The 17,775-nt window shown below is 59.2% G+C and carries 15 protein-coding genes; 11 read left to right on the top strand and 4 right to left on the bottom strand.

Annotated features, from left to right (window positions below; all coding sequences use genetic code 11):
• The first annotated feature begins 8 nt into the window (after positions 1 to 8).
• The 4 genes from E5K02_RS11955 (at position 9) to E5K02_RS11940 (ending at position 4,683) form a co-directional block, all read left to right on the top strand.
• Entirely contained in the window at positions 9 to 395 is a 387-nt protein-coding gene (locus E5K02_RS11955; RefSeq protein WP_135395042.1) for a hypothetical protein, read from the top strand.
• A gap of 355 nt (positions 396 to 750) precedes the next feature.
• Positions 751 to 3,096, top strand: coding sequence for a TonB-dependent receptor (locus tag E5K02_RS11950; RefSeq protein ID WP_135395041.1), 2,346 nt, complete (start codon positions 751 to 753; stop codon positions 3,094 to 3,096).
• A gap of 64 nt (positions 3,097 to 3,160) precedes the next feature.
• Positions 3,161 to 4,069, top strand: a complete 909-nt coding sequence (locus E5K02_RS11945) for a murein L,D-transpeptidase catalytic domain family protein (RefSeq protein ID WP_135395040.1) — start codon at positions 3,161 to 3,163, stop codon at positions 4,067 to 4,069.
• Between the two features lie 122 nt (positions 4,070 to 4,191).
• The gene (locus E5K02_RS11940) at positions 4,192 to 4,683 is read left to right on the top strand and encodes a YciE/YciF ferroxidase family protein (protein ID WP_135395039.1); all 492 of its coding nucleotides are present in this window, start codon (positions 4,192 to 4,194) and stop codon (positions 4,681 to 4,683) included.
• Between the two features lie 72 nt (positions 4,684 to 4,755).
• On the opposite strand, the gene E5K02_RS11935 is transcribed toward E5K02_RS11940, so the two are convergent.
• Positions 4,756 to 7,134: an alpha-amylase family glycosyl hydrolase gene (locus E5K02_RS11935; protein WP_135395038.1), complete on the bottom strand. Its 2,379-nt coding sequence runs from the start codon at positions 7,132 to 7,134 to the stop codon at positions 4,756 to 4,758.
• Positions 7,135 to 7,428: 294 nt separating this feature from the next.
• Between E5K02_RS11935 and E5K02_RS11930 the strand changes: the two genes are divergently transcribed.
• Complete coding sequence (locus E5K02_RS11930; protein WP_135395037.1) at positions 7,429 to 8,259, top strand: murein L,D-transpeptidase catalytic domain family protein; 831 nt, start codon at positions 7,429 to 7,431, stop codon at positions 8,257 to 8,259.
• Positions 8,260 to 8,328: 69 nt separating this feature from the next.
• On the opposite strand, the gene E5K02_RS11925 is transcribed toward E5K02_RS11930, so the two are convergent.
• From E5K02_RS11925 to E5K02_RS11915, 3 genes are all read right to left on the bottom strand, one after another.
• Positions 8,329 to 9,396, bottom strand: coding sequence for an Ldh family oxidoreductase (locus E5K02_RS11925; protein ID WP_135395036.1), 1,068 nt, complete (start codon positions 9,394 to 9,396; stop codon positions 8,329 to 8,331).
• A gap of 148 nt (positions 9,397 to 9,544) precedes the next feature.
• Positions 9,545 to 10,495 (bottom strand): Ppx/GppA phosphatase family protein, encoded by a 951-nt coding sequence (locus tag E5K02_RS11920; protein WP_135395035.1) that lies wholly within the window; start codon positions 10,493 to 10,495, stop codon positions 9,545 to 9,547.
• Between the two features lie 99 nt (positions 10,496 to 10,594).
• Positions 10,595 to 11,482 carry a class I SAM-dependent methyltransferase gene (locus tag E5K02_RS11915; RefSeq protein ID WP_135395034.1) on the bottom strand — a complete coding sequence of 296 codons (888 nt, stop codon included), beginning with the start codon at positions 11,480 to 11,482 and terminating at the stop codon, positions 10,595 to 10,597.
• A gap of 138 nt (positions 11,483 to 11,620) precedes the next feature.
• Here E5K02_RS11915 and E5K02_RS11910 point away from each other — a divergent pair, with 138 nt between their 5' ends.
• From E5K02_RS11910 to E5K02_RS25775, 6 genes are all read left to right on the top strand, one after another.
• Complete coding sequence (locus E5K02_RS11910; protein WP_135395033.1) at positions 11,621 to 12,124, top strand: DinB family protein; 504 nt, start codon at positions 11,621 to 11,623, stop codon at positions 12,122 to 12,124.
• Positions 12,125 to 12,176: 52 nt separating this feature from the next.
• Positions 12,177 to 12,974: a diaminopimelate epimerase gene (gene dapF, locus E5K02_RS11905; RefSeq protein WP_135395032.1), complete on the top strand. Its 798-nt coding sequence runs from the start codon at positions 12,177 to 12,179 to the stop codon at positions 12,972 to 12,974.
• Positions 12,975 to 13,048: 74 nt separating this feature from the next.
• Entirely contained in the window at positions 13,049 to 13,582 is a 534-nt protein-coding gene (locus tag E5K02_RS11900) for a GNAT family N-acetyltransferase (RefSeq protein WP_135395031.1), read from the top strand.
• A 321-nt stretch (positions 13,583 to 13,903) separates the two neighbouring features.
• Positions 13,904 to 14,998, top strand: coding sequence for a glycosyltransferase family 1 protein (locus E5K02_RS11895; protein ID WP_240737260.1), 1,095 nt, complete (start codon positions 13,904 to 13,906; stop codon positions 14,996 to 14,998).
• 91 nt (positions 14,999 to 15,089) lie between these two features.
• A complete protein-coding gene (glf, locus tag E5K02_RS11890) occupies positions 15,090 to 16,265 on the top strand; it encodes a UDP-galactopyranose mutase (RefSeq protein WP_135395029.1) in 1,176 nt (391 codons plus the stop codon).
• 198 nt (positions 16,266 to 16,463) lie between these two features.
• Positions 16,464 to 17,774: a family 1 glycosylhydrolase gene (locus E5K02_RS25775; protein ID WP_206025952.1), complete on the top strand. Its 1,311-nt coding sequence runs from the start codon at positions 16,464 to 16,466 to the stop codon at positions 17,772 to 17,774.
• The last annotated feature ends 1 nt before the right edge of the window (position 17,775 follow it).

Genomic DNA, 17,775 nt, shown 5'->3' with positions numbered 1-17,775 from the left:
TCTATCTAATGCTGCGCTTCTGGCTCGTGTTGCTGTTGCTCGCCAACTACCTTCTGGTGGTAGGAGCCGGCCTCGTGAACCGGCCCGAAGCGCCGCGCTACTCCGCTGCCCACCCCTACGTGCACAGCGCCGACTGCCAGCAGAAGCATTATCTGATGGTCGACTGCTTTGACCAGTGCAACGGCGACCAACTAGAAATTCATAAGCGCACGGCTGGGCAAAATGCCCAACATCTGCTCTTGGTTAGCAAAGGTGTGGATGCGCATTGTCTGGGCGAAACGGTGCAGGTACCGTTAGGCCATTATCCTACTACCTCTCTCTTGCCCGCTGCCCGCCACGAAGCGGTAATAGCCGGGTACCGGGCGCTGCTAGATGCGCCGCCCCGTCGGGGATAAGCCGAGTCTGGTTCCAAACCGGACCAGCAGACTGCGCGTCGAGTTATCCGCGCGGCTCGTCTTATCTTAAAATTTGCTGTACTGACGGGCGAAGTATGCCCGCATTGCAGCGCATCTGCGACGGTATGAATTGCTTTGCTACTTCCTGCTCCTTTGGGGCTGCCTTCGGGCAACTTACGGTTTCTCAACACTCATCAATACCTTCCCAGGTAGTTTCGCCTTCGGGGCTGCCTACCACATCTCCCGTTCGGCAAGCCTACAAGTCGCGCGAATTTGCCAGCCAGGCAGCACACCGGGCGCAGGTGCTGGCCCGGCGCCGGGGGGCTATTCCTACGTCTGCTAAACGCTGGTAGGAATGAAGCCTGATTCTACTCTTGCCTCGCTGAAGGCCTTGCACCCACCCCTTGGCTGCGCCGCACTGTTAAGAAGTCTGTCGTTCCTCCTGCTGTTAAGCCTGACCAGCCTGCCTGCCTTGGCCCAGCGGGTAGCTGGCGCGGCCGTGCTGCGCGGTATCGTCGTCGACTCTACCTCCGGCCAACGTTTGCCTGGCGTGGGCATCCGGCTCGACGGGCAGTCGGCAGGTACGGCTTCGGATGCCTTGGGCGCTTTCCGGCTCGATAACCTGCCGGCCGGTAGCTACACCCTGCGGGCCACCGCGCTGGGCTACCGCAGCCCGGCCCTCACCGTGACGCTGGCTCCGGGAGCCACGCAAACCGTGACGCTACCCCTGGCCACGGTGGCCCTGAACCTGCGGGAAGTTACCGTGTCGCAGCCCCGCGACCCGAACCAGTCACTGGCCACCATCACCCAAATCGACCGGGTGCTGCGGCCCCTGAACTCGGCCCAGGATCTGTTGCCGCTCGTGCCGGGGCTCTTCATTGCCCAGCACGCGGGTGGGGGCAAGGCCGAGCAGATTTTCATCCGGGGCTTCGACGTAGACCACGGCACCGATTTCAACGTGAGCGTCGACGGGCTGCCGGTCAACATGGTCAGCCACGCCCACGGCCAGGGCTACGCCGACTTTCACTTCACGATTCCGGAAACGGTAGAGGCCTTGAAAGTTTACAAAGGACCCTACACAGCCCGGTTTGGTGATTTTGCCACGGCCGGGGCCGGCGAGTTCAGCACCAAAACCAGCCTGAGCCAAAGCCAGGTGAAGCTGGAAGTAGGCCAATTCGATACCCGGCGCGCCCTGGTACTGCTCGATTTGCTGCCCAAAGACAAGCACCTGCTCACCCAGAACACCGAAAGCGCCTATCTGGCCACCGAGTACTATTTCAGCAACTCCTACTTCGATGCCAAGCAGGACTTCAGGCGTTTCAACGGGCTGGCCAAGTACACCGGCCTGCTGTCCGACCGTACCTCGCTGATGGTACTGGGTTCTCATTTTACTTCCAGCTGGGATGCTTCGGGCCAGGTGCCGGAGCGGGCTATCCGGGAAGGCAAGATTTCGCGCTTCGGCAGCATCGACCCCAGTGAAGGGGGCCGTACCGACCGCACCAACGCCACGGCCGTGCTTACGACCACTTTGCCCCACGATGCCGTGCTGCGCCAGCAGGCCTACTTCGTCAACTACAACTTCAATCTATATTCCAACTTCACGTTCTTCCTGGAAAACCCTGACGATGGGGATGAAATTCGGCAGAAAGAGCACCGCAACATCTACGGCTATTCGGCCGCCTACGAGCGTGACACACCGGTGGGCAGCCGCACGCTGCACTCGGTGCTGGGCGTAGGCACCCGCCTCGACGACCTCGACGTGGCCCTGCAAAACACGGTGAATCGGGCGGTGCGCGACACCATCGTGTCGGGCCACGTCTACGAGCAGAACTTCAACGCCTACCTCGACGAAACCCTGTCCCTGACGGATCGGCTGACGCTGAACGCGGCCCTGCGCTTCGACTACTTTCGCTTCAACTTTCAGGAGCAGCGCGACCCGGCGCAATCGGGCCGGGCCGGTAAAGGTCGGGTTAGCCCCAAGCTGAATCTCTACTACGACGTGACGCCCGGCGTGCAGCTGTTTGCCCGCTCGGGTTTCGGGTTTCACTCCAACGATGCCCGGGCCGTTGTGGTAAACCCCGAGGCCAACGTGCTGCCCCGGGCCATTGGCTACGAGGTCGGCAGCACCTTCAAGCCCGTACCGAGCCTAGTGGTGAATACGGCGCTGTGGGCCTTGCACCTGCAGGACGAATTGGTGTACGTCGGCGACGGGGGCTTTACCGAAAGTGCCGGCCGCACCCGCCGCTACGGCCTGGACCTGGCCTTGCGCTACCAGCTGACCCGCACCCTGTTTCTGGATGCTGACCTCAACTACAACCACGGCCGCCTGGTGGAAGCTCACCCCGATTCCAACCGGATTCCGCTGGCGCCTACGTTCACCAGCATCGGCGGCCTCACGCTCAAGCAGCCTACGGGCCTGAGCGCCAGTCTGCGCTACCGTCACATCAACGACCGGCCCGCCAACGAATACAACTCAGTACGGGCCCGGGGCTACTTTTTGCTCGATGCCGTAGTGAGCTACACGCGCCGGCACTTCCAGGTGGGCGCCAGCATCGAGAATCTGCTGAACGTGGAGTGGAACCAGGCCCAGTTTGACACCCAAAGCCGCCTACCCGAGGAGGCCGCCGAAGGGGTATCCGAGCTACACTTCACGCCGGGTACGCCGTTTTTTCTCAAAGCCAACGTCAGCGTATTCTTCTAAACGCTGCGTATTCTGGTCGAAGAAGCAGGAGAAGTCGGAAACAAGGTTCGTACTTTGGGAGAGAATGAACCGCTTGCTTATGCCCGCCCTGTTGCCCCTGCCCCGAATCAGCCACCGTTGTCAGCCCGTAAAACAGCCCTTGCTGGTGCTGCTGGCGCTTGGCCTGGGTACAGTGCTGGCCGGATGCCAAGCCGTGGAAGACAACGGCCGGGAGGCAACGGCTGCCGGACACGCGGTGCAGCAGCTTCCTGTCGCCGCCGATACCTCCCGCGCGGTAGCCACTGCCGCCGTCGATTCTCTGCGGCCGGTAGCCCTGGCGCCGGTTCCGGATTTGCCGGCTTCGTTGCGGCAGGAAGTAGCGGCCTTGCACCAACAGTTGGGCCCCGAGGCCCAGGGACTGCGACTAAGTGTGCTGGAGCGGGCCTGCGTGGGCTATCTGGCGCTGCGCCAGCAAGGCCGGATTCAGCGCCCGGGTGTGCTGGCCGTGGCCGATATGGACCTGCCTTCCACGGAAAAGCGGCTGTGGGTGCTGGATTTGCGGGAGCAGAAAGTGCTGCACCATAGCTACGTGGCCCACGGCCGGGGCTCGGGGCAGCTGCGGGCCCGGCGCTTTTCCAACCGCATCAAGTCGGCCTGCACGGCCCTGGGCTTCTACCGCACGGCCGATACCTACGGCGGCAAGCACGGTTTGTCGCGCCGCCTGCACGGCCTCGACCCCGGCCAGAACAGCAATGCCCTGGACCGCTACGTCGTGCTGCACGGGGCCGACTACGCCGGGCCCGAATACATTCAGAGGCACGGACAGCTGGGCTACAGCCGGGGCTGCCCGGCCCTGCCGCCCGAGCAGTACCGCGCCATTATCAAATCGGTGGGAGAGGGAGCCTGTCTGTTGTTGAGCGGCCCTACCCTGGAATCGAAGTGGCTGGATGGGGCCGCGGCCGGCCGGCAGTTTGCGGCCCGGGGCTGGCGCTAGGTTTCCTGGCAAAAGCCATTTTCCGCTGTTCAGCTGCAAGCTGGGCCGTTGCAACTTCCGGTTTTTCAGGGCGTAAGCAGGTATTCAGATCTATATCCCCCACATCCAAAACCTGAATTGTCATGGCCCAGTTAAAAGATTTGCACGACCTGCTTTGTCACGAAGTACAGGCTATGTATAGCGCCGAAACCTTAATCGTAGCCGGCCTGCCCCGCATGATTGAGAAGGCCTACAACGAAGAACTCAAGCACGCCTTCCGCAAGCACCTGACCGAAACCCAGAAGCAAGTAGAGCGTCTGGAAGAAGTAGCCAAGCTGCTCGACATCGATGCCGATGGCGACGGTAACCCGGGTATGAAGGGCATCATTGCCGAAGGGGAAAAGGTGATGCAGCAAAACTCGGAATCGGAGGTGCTGGATGCCGCCCTGATTTGCGGCGCCCAGAAGATTGAGCACTACGAAATTGCCGGGTACGGTACGGCCGTTTACTTAGCCAAAGAACTCGGCCTGGACTCGGTAGCCCGGATTCTGGAAGCGACGCTGGAAGAAGAGAAAACGACCAACGAGATTCTCAACAACCTGGCTAAAAACACGGTAAACCCCATGGCTGAGTAGGTCCCGGCTCCTTGGGTGAAAACAAAAAAAGCCTCCCCGAAACCGGGGAGGCTTTTTTTTGAGTTGAAGCGGCTATTTTATTACCAGCTTCTGCGTCAGGCCAAACTCAGCTACCGTTACCTGATACACGCCAGCTGCCATGGTTTTGGCGGGCACCAGGTGTACCTGGTTGGAGCCGGGGTAGAGGCGTACCGTTTCTTGGTGCACCTGGCGGCCCATCACGTCGAAAAGACGCACCGTGGCCGTTTTCTCCAGGGTAGTTTGCAGCACCAGCTCGATGCGGTCGGCCGTGGTCGGGTTGGGGAAGAGCTGCATTTCCGCCTTCAACTGCGTGGATGCCGCGGCCGTCGGCGTCGAGGTGGCCAGCACTTCCCGGGCGCTCATCGAGCCGCTCACCACCGTGGGGGCCGTGTATGTGGCTTTCACAAAGGCCCGCTGAGCCGGGTTGGTCGATACAGCATTTTTGGCGCGTAGCGTAATCCAGCCAGCCGTCGTGGGTGTGTAGGTTCCCGTCAGGGTACCCGTGCCGGTTTTGCTGCTGACCAACGTACCGGCGCTGTTGTAGAGGCCCACAGTCAGGCTGCGCGTAGCATCGGTGGGAAACAGCGTATAGGTAATAGCTTTGTTGGCATCGGCGTAGATGCGGCCCGCCGTGCGCAGGGCCGTGGAGTTGGCCGGCAATTGCCCGCCCTGCTGCAACGAGCGGGTGTCACTATCGCCTAGGTCGTCGGCCAGCTCCCATTCCTGGGTGGTAGCCATGGCGGCCCGCACGTAGTTGGTGCCAATATTAACCGGTGCCCACACCGAGTAGCCCCGGCGCCCCCCGGTGGCAGTGCCATTGCAGGGCGGCGTGTTGATGGCCACCGTCTGCGAGCCGCTGACCGTTACAGTGGCCGTTCCGTTGGCGCCCGAGTAGTCCTTCAGCACGGTGCCCGGGGCAAAGTCGCACGAGACGGTGCTATTCTGCCAAGCCGAGAAGTTGTCGTTAATACCGATGATGGCTTTGGTGCTGCGTTCAATCACGAGGTGGTCGGCCGCCTGCCAGCGCACTTTGTAGGCGCCGTCCTTGAAGCGCAGGTTCTGGTGGCACCAGATCAGGTTTTCGATGTCGGAGCGGGTGGGCAGGTCTACGCTGCTCTTGGGGCTGTGCGAGTAGCGCTTGCCCGTGTTGCCGATGTTAAAGAGGTCTTCAAAGAAAATCTGGGGCGAACCATCCACGGCTAGGGCCGCCGCGTAAGCTGCCGACAGGCGCGGGTCGAAGGGGTCGATGTGGGGGGCCAGCTCCGAGCCCGTATTCCAGCCCGTGTAGTTACCGGTGCTGCTGACCTGGGGGCGGAAGGTGTCGTGGTTGTTGACAAACGGCACCGTGCGGTGCACGTACTGCCCGTTGATCAGCACCACGCGCGTGCCCTGCTGGTAGCCCGGCAGACTACCGATATCGAAGTTGCCGCCGCCGCTAACGATGTTATACAGGCCGTTGCGCAGGGAAAAGTCGAAAGTGCCGGCCCGGTTTTGCACGTTGCTTACCCAGCCGTCCATTTGGGCGCTGGAGCCTACCCATTCGCCTACGGCGTACATGCTGGTGCCGCCATTGGCCCAGCCGGCATTGCTTTGCAGGTTGTAGAGGAAGTCTTCCATGGCGAAGTCGGGGAAGTGCTTCACGGCATCGAGCCGCACGCCGTCGAAGCCGACCTGCTTTTTATACCACACCAGCCAGTTGCGGGTGTTGTTGCGCATGTAGTCGGCGCTCTGGGCCGGGTTAAACGTGGCGTTGGAGCTCGTGCCGTACGAGCCGTTGTAGTAGCTCACGTCGGGCCCGAAATACACGGCGTTCCAGTCGCCGGAGTACGAGTTGTTGCCGGGGTTGGGGTTGAAGTTCTGCCAGTTTTTGGAGAAGCGGCCGTTGCGGGCCAGGTAGTTGGCGGCCGTTTCGTCGGTGGCGGGCTTGGTGTAGCTCACGTACCGGAAGTTCTTGTACTTGCTGGTCGTGTAGTCTTCCCAGGCGGCCGGGTCCTGCCCGCCCTGGCCAGTAGCCGAACCAGCATTGTCGACGTGGTTGAGCACAATATCCTGCACGACCTCAATGCCGTTGGCGTGCAGAATGGCCACGCCGCGCAGGAGTTCATCCTTGGTGCCGAGGCGGGTGGGCAGAAAGCCCTTCTGGTACTTATCCCCGAGGTCGTAGTTGTCGAACGGGGAGTACCCGTTGCCCTGGTTGCCGTTCTTGATAGAGGGTGGCATCCAGACCGCGTCAATGCCCATGGCTTTCAGACGCGGAGCCAGATCGGCTATGTAGTTGGCCCAGCCGTTGGGGTAGTTGGTGTTCCAGTAGTCCCACCAGAAGCCCTGGAGTACTACTTTTTGGGCGCGTACCGGACTGCCGGTCAGCAACAGGAATAGGGAAAGTGCGGCCAGCAGCCAACGGCTGGGTCGGAGGGTAAATCTTTGCATGCGTATTGTGGGAATTGGGTTGGAAAAGGAGCGAGGCGAACTAGATTACTTGCGTAATTTATTTCGCCTGTAAGGTAATGCGTTATAGGAATAAAGCAATAAGCTAGGCTGCTAAAAAGATTATGTCGTCCCCCGCGTAACCCCTGGGTGGGGAATCATTTATATAGGGTCATCGTTGTATATCTGTGGCCTAGTGGTTTTCACCCTCGAGGCCTGTTTCTACGTATAGTCTGTTATTCAGGGCTTTTGCCCTCTATAGTGACTATATCTCGACAACTGAAATCGATTAGCTACATGGAAAAGCCAAGTGTAACCCAGCGTAAGCGACTCAAAATCCGGGCGCGTCGGCTGACCCGCCGGGTGCTGCCGTTTGTGGCTTCGTTGTTTATGGCTACTCCGCTGGCCTCGCCCATTGCCCACACGACGGCCGCCGGCATGGAAACCAAACTGCCTTCGCCCCGAGATCTGCAGGCTGCTTTCTTCGACCAGCGCCTGCACGACCTGTACCGCGACCTACAGGTAGAGCAGCAGGGCCTACGCTACGATGTATTTGAAAAGGCCGTAACGGGCTACTTCAACCTCAAAAACGAGGGCAAGCTTAATGAGAAGCAGCTGCTGACGGTGGTGGATTTTAGTCTGCCTTCCACGGAAAAGCGCCTGTGGGTGCTGGATCTGGCCGGCAAACAAGTTGTGTTCAATACCCTGGTAGCCCACGGCCACAATTCCGGCGAAAATATGGCAACCAACTTCTCTAATGAGAACGAGTCGAACATGAGCAGCCTGGGCTTCTACGTGACGCAGGCCGAGTACGTAGGTAAGCACGGCCGTTCGCTGAAGCTGAACGGCGTGGATGAAGGCTATAACGACAACGCGCTGATGCGGTCCGTCGTGATGCACGGCGCCGATTACGTGAGCGAGGAGTTTATTCGCCAGAATGGGCGCTTGGGTCGTAGCCTGGGCTGTCCGGCTTTGCCCATGGACCAGTATGCCCAAATTATTGATACGGTTGGTAATGGCACCTGCCTATTCCTGAACGGGAACGACACATCATACTCCTCGAAATACCTGGATCAGGCCACGGCCCAGGATGTAGCCGTAAATACGCTGCTGAGCTTCAATAGCTAAGAGTTGATTACGCAAAAAAAGGCTGCCCGTGCAAAACGGGCAGCCTTTTTTTGCGGGTCTGTTTCGGCTTCACAGCGCTACGCCAAACTTCTTACCTACGCTTTCCAGATCCTGAATTACTGGGTCGAGCAGGGGAATACCATCCAGCAGGCGTTGCTGGGCCATTACCCGTTCCGGGTCGCCGGGAATGATAACCTGCTTGCCTTCCACGGCCTGCGCCCCTCGGAAGGTGCTGATCCAATTATCCATATGGGCCTTGAACTCGGCGGCGGGCCGGAAGGCATCCACGCGCATGGCCCCGAAGAAGTGGCCGATGCCCTGACCAACCGGGTCGGCCGGGGGCTGCAGGAAGGCCACGAAGGGCGGTACCCAGGGCCCGTAATTAGCACCCGACAACACGGCCGAGAAAATATCGACAATGCTGCCCAGGCAATACCCCTTGTGGGAGCCGGTTTCGCCACCCAGCGGTAGCAGGGCACCCCCGTTTTTCACCGCGTTGGCATCCGTCGAACTGCTGCCGTCGGCATTCTGCACCCAGCCTTCGGGCACGGGAATCTGCTTGCGTTGGGCAATTTCCAGCTTACCGTTGGCCGCGGTGGTCGTCGCAAAGTCGGCCACAAAATCAGGCTGTTCCCCGGCCGGAATGGCTACGGCAATGGGGTTGGTGCCCAGCAGGCGGTCCAGGGAATAGGTAGGCGCTACCAGCGGGCTGGCGTTGGTCATGGCCATGCCGATCATGTCGTGGGCCAGGGCCTTCATGGCGTGGTAGCCGGCTATGCCGAAGTGGTTGGAGTTCTTGACCGACACCCAGCCCGTACCGGCCACCCGGGCTTTTTCCAGGGCAATGGTCATTGCCTTGGGTGCTACGACCAGCCCCAGGCCGCCGTCGCCGTCCACTACGGCCGTGCTGGGCGTTTCGTGCACAATACCCACGCGCGGCGTAGCATTGATCCGGCCGGCTTCCCAGAGGCGCACGTAACCGATGAGGCGGGCTACGCCATGCGAATCGATGCCGCGCAGGTCGGCGGAAAGCAGGACCTCGGTGGCGAGAGTAGCATCCTCGGCGGGGCAGCCGATGCTCAGAAAAACAGCCTCAGTGAAAGTGAAAAGCTGGTTGTAGGGAAGAATATGGGTCATAGAAAAGGGCAAAGGCAACGGGTAGAGCGTCGTGCTAAGCGCAGCCGGAGCATCTCCACCCTTTGTTGCAGTAATAGGTAATCAGCCTTGCGGGAGGTTTTGCTTCACAGGCAGCCGCCGAGGCTAGCAGGGCACAGGATTTGCTTACCTACTGCGTCAGCATTTCCTGCAGCAGGCCTTCTTTCAGCGCATAGGCCGAGGAGCGAATGTGGAGGAAGTCGTAGGTTTTGAGCACGAAGTCGATGAGCACGCAGGCTACCACTATCATATCAGCGCGCATGGGCGTCATGCCGGGCATAGCTACGCGCTGCTCGTGGGTGCTGTGCAGCACCTGGTGGTAGCTCTGGTAGAAGCTGTCGAGGGAAATCGGTGTTTCCGGGGGCAAGTTATTGCCGCGAGGCTGCCCGTCGCGGGCAGCCTGCAGGTCGCCGAGCGTGTCGAACGTACCGGAGGCACCTACCAGAGCCGAAGGGCGAAAGTGCTGCACGGCCGCGGTCAGGGCGGTGAGCTTGCTGGTCAGATATTCCTGCAGGTCGCGCACGTCCTCGGTGCTGAGCGGGTCGTGCTTGTAGAACTTGTCGAGCAGGCGCTGGGCTCCGATTTCAAAGCTCTGCTTCCAGAAAATGGTGTCCTGATTGGCCACGATAAACTCCACGCTGCCCCCACCAATATCCATAATAAGATGCGGCTCGGGGCCCAGCGGTACGGCCTGACGCACCCCCTGGCAAATCAGCTCGGCCTCGCGGGCCCCGGGAATAATTTCCACCCGAATACCGGTCTGCTCGAAAATGTCGTGCACCAAGGCCTGGCCGTTGTTGGCATTGCGCACGGCGCTGGTTGCGGTGGCCCGCACCTCCGTTGCTTGGTGCAACTCAATTTCCTCTTGAAAAGCGGCCAGGGTGTGCAAGGCCCGGGCGTAGGCCTCCGGCGCTATTTCGCCTTTGCTGATACCGTCTTCGCCCAGGCGCACGCCCACTTTGGTGCGCAGCAGCACTACCGGCTCGGGGTGGCGGGCTTCGGGCAGCTCTACGATCATCAGATGAAACGTATTGGTGCCCATATCAATCAGGGCCAGGCGTCGGTGTCTTGGCGTAGTCATTCAGGCAATACTTAGAGGCAGCAATAGCAACAACCTACCCTTGGATAGGGCAGCGCGGTTGCCGGCAAGGTACGTAGCCAGCAACCAACCCGGTAAGATTTAGTTTCCGGTGCTGAAGCGGCAGAACGTGCCCAGCGGTAGCTTGCGCTGGCCCCGGTCGTGCAGGTAGATTTCCCCGATTTCGCGGTTCGTGTACTTCTTAGGAAAGATTTCCGTCACCAGATTGTCCAGAATCAACGCTGAAAAGCCCAGGGAGTAGAGGTTAATCAGGAAGAAGTGGTCTTCCGGGTCGAGCAGCTGCTGGCAAAGCTTGAGCATCTCGTTGAGCTCATCTTCCAGCTGCCATTTCTCCCCATTAGGCCCCCGGCCATAGGCGGGCGGGTCCAAGATCAGGCCCTGGTATTTATTGCCGCGCTTTACTTCGCGCTGCACGTACTTCATAGCGTCTTCTACGAGCCAGCGCACCCCATCCAGGCCCGATGCCTCCATGTTGTCGCGGGCCCAGAAGTTGACTTGCTTCACCGAGTCGAGGTGGGTCACGTCAGCCCCGCCGGCGCGGGCGGCCAGGGTAGCGGCCCCGGTGTAGGCAAACAGATTCAGCACCCGCGGCACGGCGGCTTTGCGCTGCTTGGTTTGTTCGTAGATAAACTGCCAATTGGGGTCCTGCTCCGGAAATAACCCCACGTGCTTAAACGACGACATGCCCAGGCGAAACCGCAGCTTGAGCCCGTTTTGCCCGTAATTGATGATCCACTGCTCGGGCGTACCGGGCTTGATCTTCCACTGGCCTTTCTCCTGGCTGCCTTTTTCGCGGGTAAACGTAGCGTTGGCCCGCTGCCACTCGCTGGCGGGCAGGTGGGGGTCCCAGATGGCCTGGGGCTCGGGGCGGGCCAGGACGTGCTTGCCAAATCGTTCGAGCTTTTCGAAGTTGCCCGAGTCGATCAGCTCGTAATCAGGCCAGTTGCCGGTCGTCAGAAAGGAATACATACGGATGCGCTAAAATGCCGGGCTGCGGCCCCTCAAAGGTAGGGCATCCGATTTGAACGGCGGTTGTTGCCGCCCAAGGCAGTATATTGAGGTCAGCCCATACCCCGTGTTGTTTCCAGTACCAGCTACCCTTCTACCATGAGCGAAATCACCCGCATTCACGACCAGCTATGCGCGGCTTTCGACGGCGAACCGTGGTCGGGTCCTTCGCTGCTGGCCACACTGGCCCACCTTACGGCCAGCCAAGCCGCCGCCCGACCCGTTGCCGGGGCGCATAGCATCTGGGAAATCGTCCTGCATCTGACTTCCTGGCTGCATACTGTGCGGCAGCGCGTCGAGAGCCGAAGGGTGGTAGCATTGTCGGCCGCGCAGGACTGGCCCCCGCAGCCGACCACGCTCGACCAGGAACTGTGGGAAAATACCTTGCAGCAGCTGCGCGCAGCTCACCAGCAGTTGATTTCCTACTTGCTCTCCGTCCCGGATGCTGAGCTGCACGACAGCGTAAGAGAGGAGCCGGCCGGTGAACCGGGCACTGGCTACTCGGTTTATGTGTTGCTGCACGGGCTGGCGCAGCACAACCTCTACCACGCCGGCCAGATTGCCCTGCTGCGCAAAGCCCTGGGCCTGCCGCAGCCATCCTGAATTTGCTTCGCTCCAACCCGCCATTCCTGCCATCTTTGCACCTGTTATGACCATGACCACGCTTACCTTCCATAAATACCAGGGCACCGGCAACGACTTCGTGATGCTGGACGACCGCGCCCAACAGTTCGACGAGCACAACAACCGCCTCGTGCGCCACCTCTGCGACCGGCGCCTGGGCATCGGGGCCGACGGCCTGATCTTGCTGCGCAACCACAGTGAGTACGACTTTGAGATGGTGTACTTCAACGCCGACGGCTTTGTGGGCTCAATGTGTGGCAATGGGGGCCGCTGCACGGTGGCCTTTGCCAAATACCTGGGCGTGATTGAGGAGAAAACCCGGTTTCTGGCCGCTGACGGGCCCCACGAAGCCCATGTGGACGAGCAGGGGCTGGTGCACTTGCGCATGCAGGATGTGCACGGGCAGCAGGAAGTGGAGGGCCACGGTATTTTCCTCGACACCGGCTCGCCTCACCTTATCCGGTTTATGCCCAACAGCTCTTTGGTTGATTTGAATGTTTTTGCTGAAGGCCGGGCCATTCGCTACAGTGAGTTGTTTCGCGAGAAAGGCACCAATGTCAACTTCGTGGAAACGCCCGTTACGGCCGACCAACCCTGGCAGGTGCGGACTTACGAGCGGGGTGTGGAAGACGAGACCATGTCCTGCGGTACGGGCGTTACGGCGGTGGCGCTGGCCGCTTCCCGGCGCGGGGCCAGCAGCCCGGTGCACCTGCGCACCCGGGGCGGCGATTTGCACGTGGCCTTCGAAGCCCGGCCCGATGGCTCCTTTACCAATGTGTACCTCAGCGGCCCCGCGTTGCGGGTGTTTGGCGGCACTATTGAAGTTTGACTGAGTAAGGTGCACCTGCCCCGGAGGCGCTTAGGTTCTAAGGCTGCCTCTGGGGGCTTTTTATATCTGGAATAATGCTGCAGCGCGGAGACATATCCTTACGAGCACTGGAAGAGTCTGACCTAGACTTTCTCTATGCCCTGGAAAACGACCCCAGTATCTGGGGCGTTTCCGATACGCTGGCACCGGTTTCGCGCTTTACGCTACGCCAGTATCTGCAGCACGCCGGCGCTGATTTCTACGAAGTGCGCCAATTGCGTCTCGTTGTCTGCGCCGGGGGCGCGGCGGTGGGAATAGTGGATTTATTTGGTTTTGAGCCCTTGCATCAGCGGGCTGGTATTGGGATTACTATTATAAAAAGTGCGCGTCGTCGGGGATATGCGCAACGCGCGTTAGGACTTATGCTAGAATATGCCCAAACTACTTTGCGTCTGCATCAATTGTACTGTACCGTGGCGCTTGACAATAAACCTAGCCTAAAGCTGTTTCGGCAGGCCGGGTTTCGACGGGTTGGAGTCCGGAAAGAGTGGCTACGCAAAGATTTTTTCTGGCAGGACGCCGTAGAACTGCAATATATTCTTGGCAAAAACTCAGCTGATACCGAATAAGTTAAGCTATGGCTCTGCCTAACCCTAAGTGGTAGTGTCGAGCTTGTATTATATGAAGATTACCGCTCGTGGGTCGAGCATGTATCCTTTTTAGAAGTCTTTGCGTAAAAAAGTGTGCCGCGGGGATTGGACTTGTGTTGAACACTTTTTCCGCGGCGCATCTACCTTTCCAGCTTCTTTGATATGCCGCTATCTACTCCGGCGGAGGCACCACCACGCGCTTCCTCGACTACCACAGCCAACCCGAATTCTGCCGCTAAGGCAGCTGTTGTTTCTTCCGAATTTACATATACGCTACCCGATTTTGTGTGCTTTGCGCACTTGTATTGGGATTTTGTATGGCAGCGGCCTCAGCATTTGTTGTCGCGCTTCGCCCAGCACGGGCGGGTGTTCTACGTGGAAGAGCCTTTTCTGCACCACGACCAGACCGCGCCGGAATTTGCGCATTTCGAAGTCAAAGAGCGTCAGGACGGCCAGATTAAGGTGCTGGTGGCCCACTTGCCAGTCGGCTTATCCGAAGAGCAGGCTGACGAGTTGCAGGCCCAGTTGCTGACCAAGTATTTTGCCGACAACAATATCAACCAGTACGTTTTCTGGTACTATACGCCGATGGCGCTGAGCAAGTCGCGTCATCTGAAGCCCTTGCTTACCGTGTACGACTGCATGGACGAGTTGGCGGCTTTCAAGTTTGCCCCGCCCAAGCTGCGCGAGTTGGAGCAGGAACTGTTTAAAAAGGCCGATTTGGTGTACACCGGCGGTCAGAGCCTCTACGAAGCCAAGAGCTTGCAGCACCACGATGCCCACTCTTTTCCCAGCAGCATCGACAAGGCTCACTTTGGCCAGGCCCGTACCAACCTGCCCGAGCCTGCCGACCAGGCCAGCATTGCTCACCCCCGCGTTGGGTTCTTCGGCGTAGTCGACGAGCGTCTGGACATCGAATTATTGGGAAAATTAGCGGAGGCGCATCCCGAGTGGCAATTCGTCATTATTGGCCCCGTAGTCAAGATTGACCCCGCGGTACTGCCTCGCTTCGCCAACATTCATTACCTCGGCGGTAAAGAGTACAAGGAACTCCCGGCATATTTATGTGGTTGGGATGTAGCAACGCTTCTTTTCGCCGACAACGAAAGCACGAAGTTTATCTCACCCACCAAGACGCCCGAATACCTCGCGGCCGGTAAACCAGTGGTGAGTACTCCTATCCGCGACGTTGTCCGCCCCTACGGCGACCTGAACCTGGTTCATATCGCCTCTACTGCCGAGGAATTCGGCCAAGCCATTGCCAAAGCCCTCGTTCAAAAAGACGACCAGGACTGGCAGAAGCGTACCGACGACTATCTGGCCACCATTTCCTGGGATCTGACCTGGCAACGTATGGTAGAGCTCATGCAGGACAAGCTGAAGCACAAACAGTAAGCTCGACCGAACAGAGACTTCATATCCTTCGTATTGCCTTCAACTATCCTTTCCACAACTGCACTTTTCAGCCACCAAGACACGCAGCACTATGTTTGACTATCTCATCGTTGGGGCCGGATTTGCCGGCAGTGTACTAGCCGAGCGGCTTGCTACGCGTTCAAATAAGAAAGTGCTTATCCTGGATAAGCGCAACCACATTGCTGGTAATGCCTACGACCACTACAACGAAGAAGGCATTCTGGTCCATAAATACGGTCCGCACATCTTCCACACCAATTCCAAGGACGTATTCGAATACCTCTCCAATTTCACTGACTGGCGCCCCTACGAACACCGGGTACTGGCCTCCGTTGACGGCCAGATGGTGCCCATGCCCATCAACCTCGACACCATCAACAAACTGTACGGCCTCTCGCTGAACAGCTTCGAAGTAGAGCAGTTCCTGGAGTCCTTGGCCGAACAGATTCCGGTTATCAAAACGTCGGAAGACGTGGTAGTTAGCAAAGTAGGCCGCGAGTTGTACGAGAAGTTCTTCCGCAACTACACCCGCAAGCAGTGGGGCATGGACCCCTCGGAGCTGGATAAGTCGGTAACGAGCCGCGTACCTACCCGCACCAACCGCGACGACCGGTACTTTACCGACACCTACCAGGCCATGCCCCTGCACGGCTACACCCGCATGTTTGAGCGGATGCTGGACCACCCCAACATCAGCATCATGCTGAACACCGACTACCACGACGTGGTGGATTTCATTCCCTTCAAGGAAATTATCTTCACCGGCCCAGTAGACGAGTACTTCGACTTCAAGTTCGGCAAGCTGCCCTACCGTTCGCTCGAGTTCAAGCACGAAACGCTGAACACCGAGAAGTTCCTGGCCGCCCCGGTCGTGAACTACCCCAACGAGCACCTCTACACCCGCATTACGGAGTTCAAGGCCCTCACCGGCCAGCAGCACCCCAAGACCAGCGTGGTGTACGAGTATCCCAAAGCCGAGGGCGACCCTTACTACCCCATTCCACGCCTCGAAAACGCCGAGTTGTACAACAAGTACAAGAAGCTGGCCGACGAGACGCCCAACGTACACTTCGTAGGCCGTTTGGCTACCTACAAGTACTACAACATGGATCAGGTGGTAGCGCAAGCCCTGACCCTGTACAAGAAGCTCACCGATAAGGCCGAGAAAGTGGCCGATAAGCCCTCAATCACCGGTTCGGCTTCCATTATGGAGAAGCTCGTACCCCGTGACCCGGCCAAAGAGTAATATTTAAATACACCGACGTATGTCGGCCGCAGGTGTACTGTCATCCTGCGCAGCAAGCAGCACTTTTTCTGCGTCCTGAAGTAAAATCAGCGCAGAAAGCAGGACTGTAGGGCTGCGCAGGATGACAGTCCTGTTTTCTGCCCGCCTTAACTGAACACTACGGCAGGGTCGACACACCACTACGAACCGACAACTGTGATGGAGAAAGTAGAAGTATGGGGTGGAGTAGAGTGTACCATTCGGCGGGTTGGCAATGGCTACACCGACCAACTCGTGAGCAGTGGCCACCGCACCCGCATTGAAGACCTCGACGCGTTTGCCGAGCTCGGCATCCGCAAGCTCCGCTACCCCATCCTGTGGGAGCAGGTGGCTCCTGAGAGCCTCGATACCCCCGACTGGACCTGGGCCGATGAGCGTATGAACCGCCTGCGGGAGCTGGGTATCGACCCAATTGTAACTTTGCTGCACCATGGTAGCGGCCCGCGCTATACGGCGCTGAACAAAAAGAACTTTGTGCCGCTGCTGGCCCGCTTTGCCCGTATGGTAGCCGAACGCTACCCCTGGATCAAGCACTACACGCCCGTCAACGAGCCCCTGACGACAGCCCGGTTCAGCGGCCTCTACGGCATCTGGTACCCGCACGCCCTGGACGACAAGACTTTCGTCCGCATCCAGCTCAACCACATCAAGGGCACCCGGGCCGCCATGCAGGCCATTCGGGAAGTGACGCCCGATGCCCTGCTGGTGCAAACCGAAGACCTGGGCAAAACCCACTGCACGCCTAAACTGGCCGAGCAGGCCGAGTTTGAAAATAACCGCCGCTGGCTCACCTACGATTTACTGTGCGGTAGGCTCGGCGAAAGTCACCCGCTGTGGGGATACCTGCGTCAGCACGGCGCATCCCAGCGCGAACTGCTCGATTTAAAGGCAACACCTTGCCCCCCGGATATTCTGGGAATCAACCACTACGTCACCAGTGAGCGGTTTCTGGACGAAAACCACCACTACTTCCCAGCCCACCACCTCTGCCAAAGCGAAGCCCGCGTGGATTACGCCGATGTGGAAGCCGTGCGCGTGCGGCTCGTGCAGATGGCGGGTTTCCACGACCTGCTACTCGAAGCCTGGGAGCGGTACCGCCTTCCGATTGCTATTACGGAAGTGCACCTCGACTGCACCCGGGAAGAACAGATGCGCTGGGTACAGTATGCCTGGGATGCGGCTAATAAGCTCAAAGAAGAAGGCGTGGACATGCGCGCCATTACCATCTGGTCGTTGCTCGGCGCCTACGACTGGAACACGCTGCTAACCCAGGAAGGAGCCTTTTACGAAAGCGGCGTATTCGATATGCGCGGCGGTAAGCCTCGACCTACGGCGCTGTTTAAAATGGTCAAAGGCCTGGCTACGCAAGGTTACTACAATCACCCTCTGCTCCAGGGCAAAGGGTGGTGGGAACGGGATGACCGTTTCCTCTACCACCACCTCAGTCCCACTTCCCAATCCACCACCTAAG

Source organism: Hymenobacter metallicola (genome assembly GCF_004745645.1).
GTDB classification, from domain to species: Bacteria; Bacteroidota; Bacteroidia; order Cytophagales; family Hymenobacteraceae; genus Hymenobacter; species Hymenobacter metallicola.
Note: the sequence above shows the minus strand (reverse complement) of the source record. Positions and strands in the feature narration are given on the sequence as shown.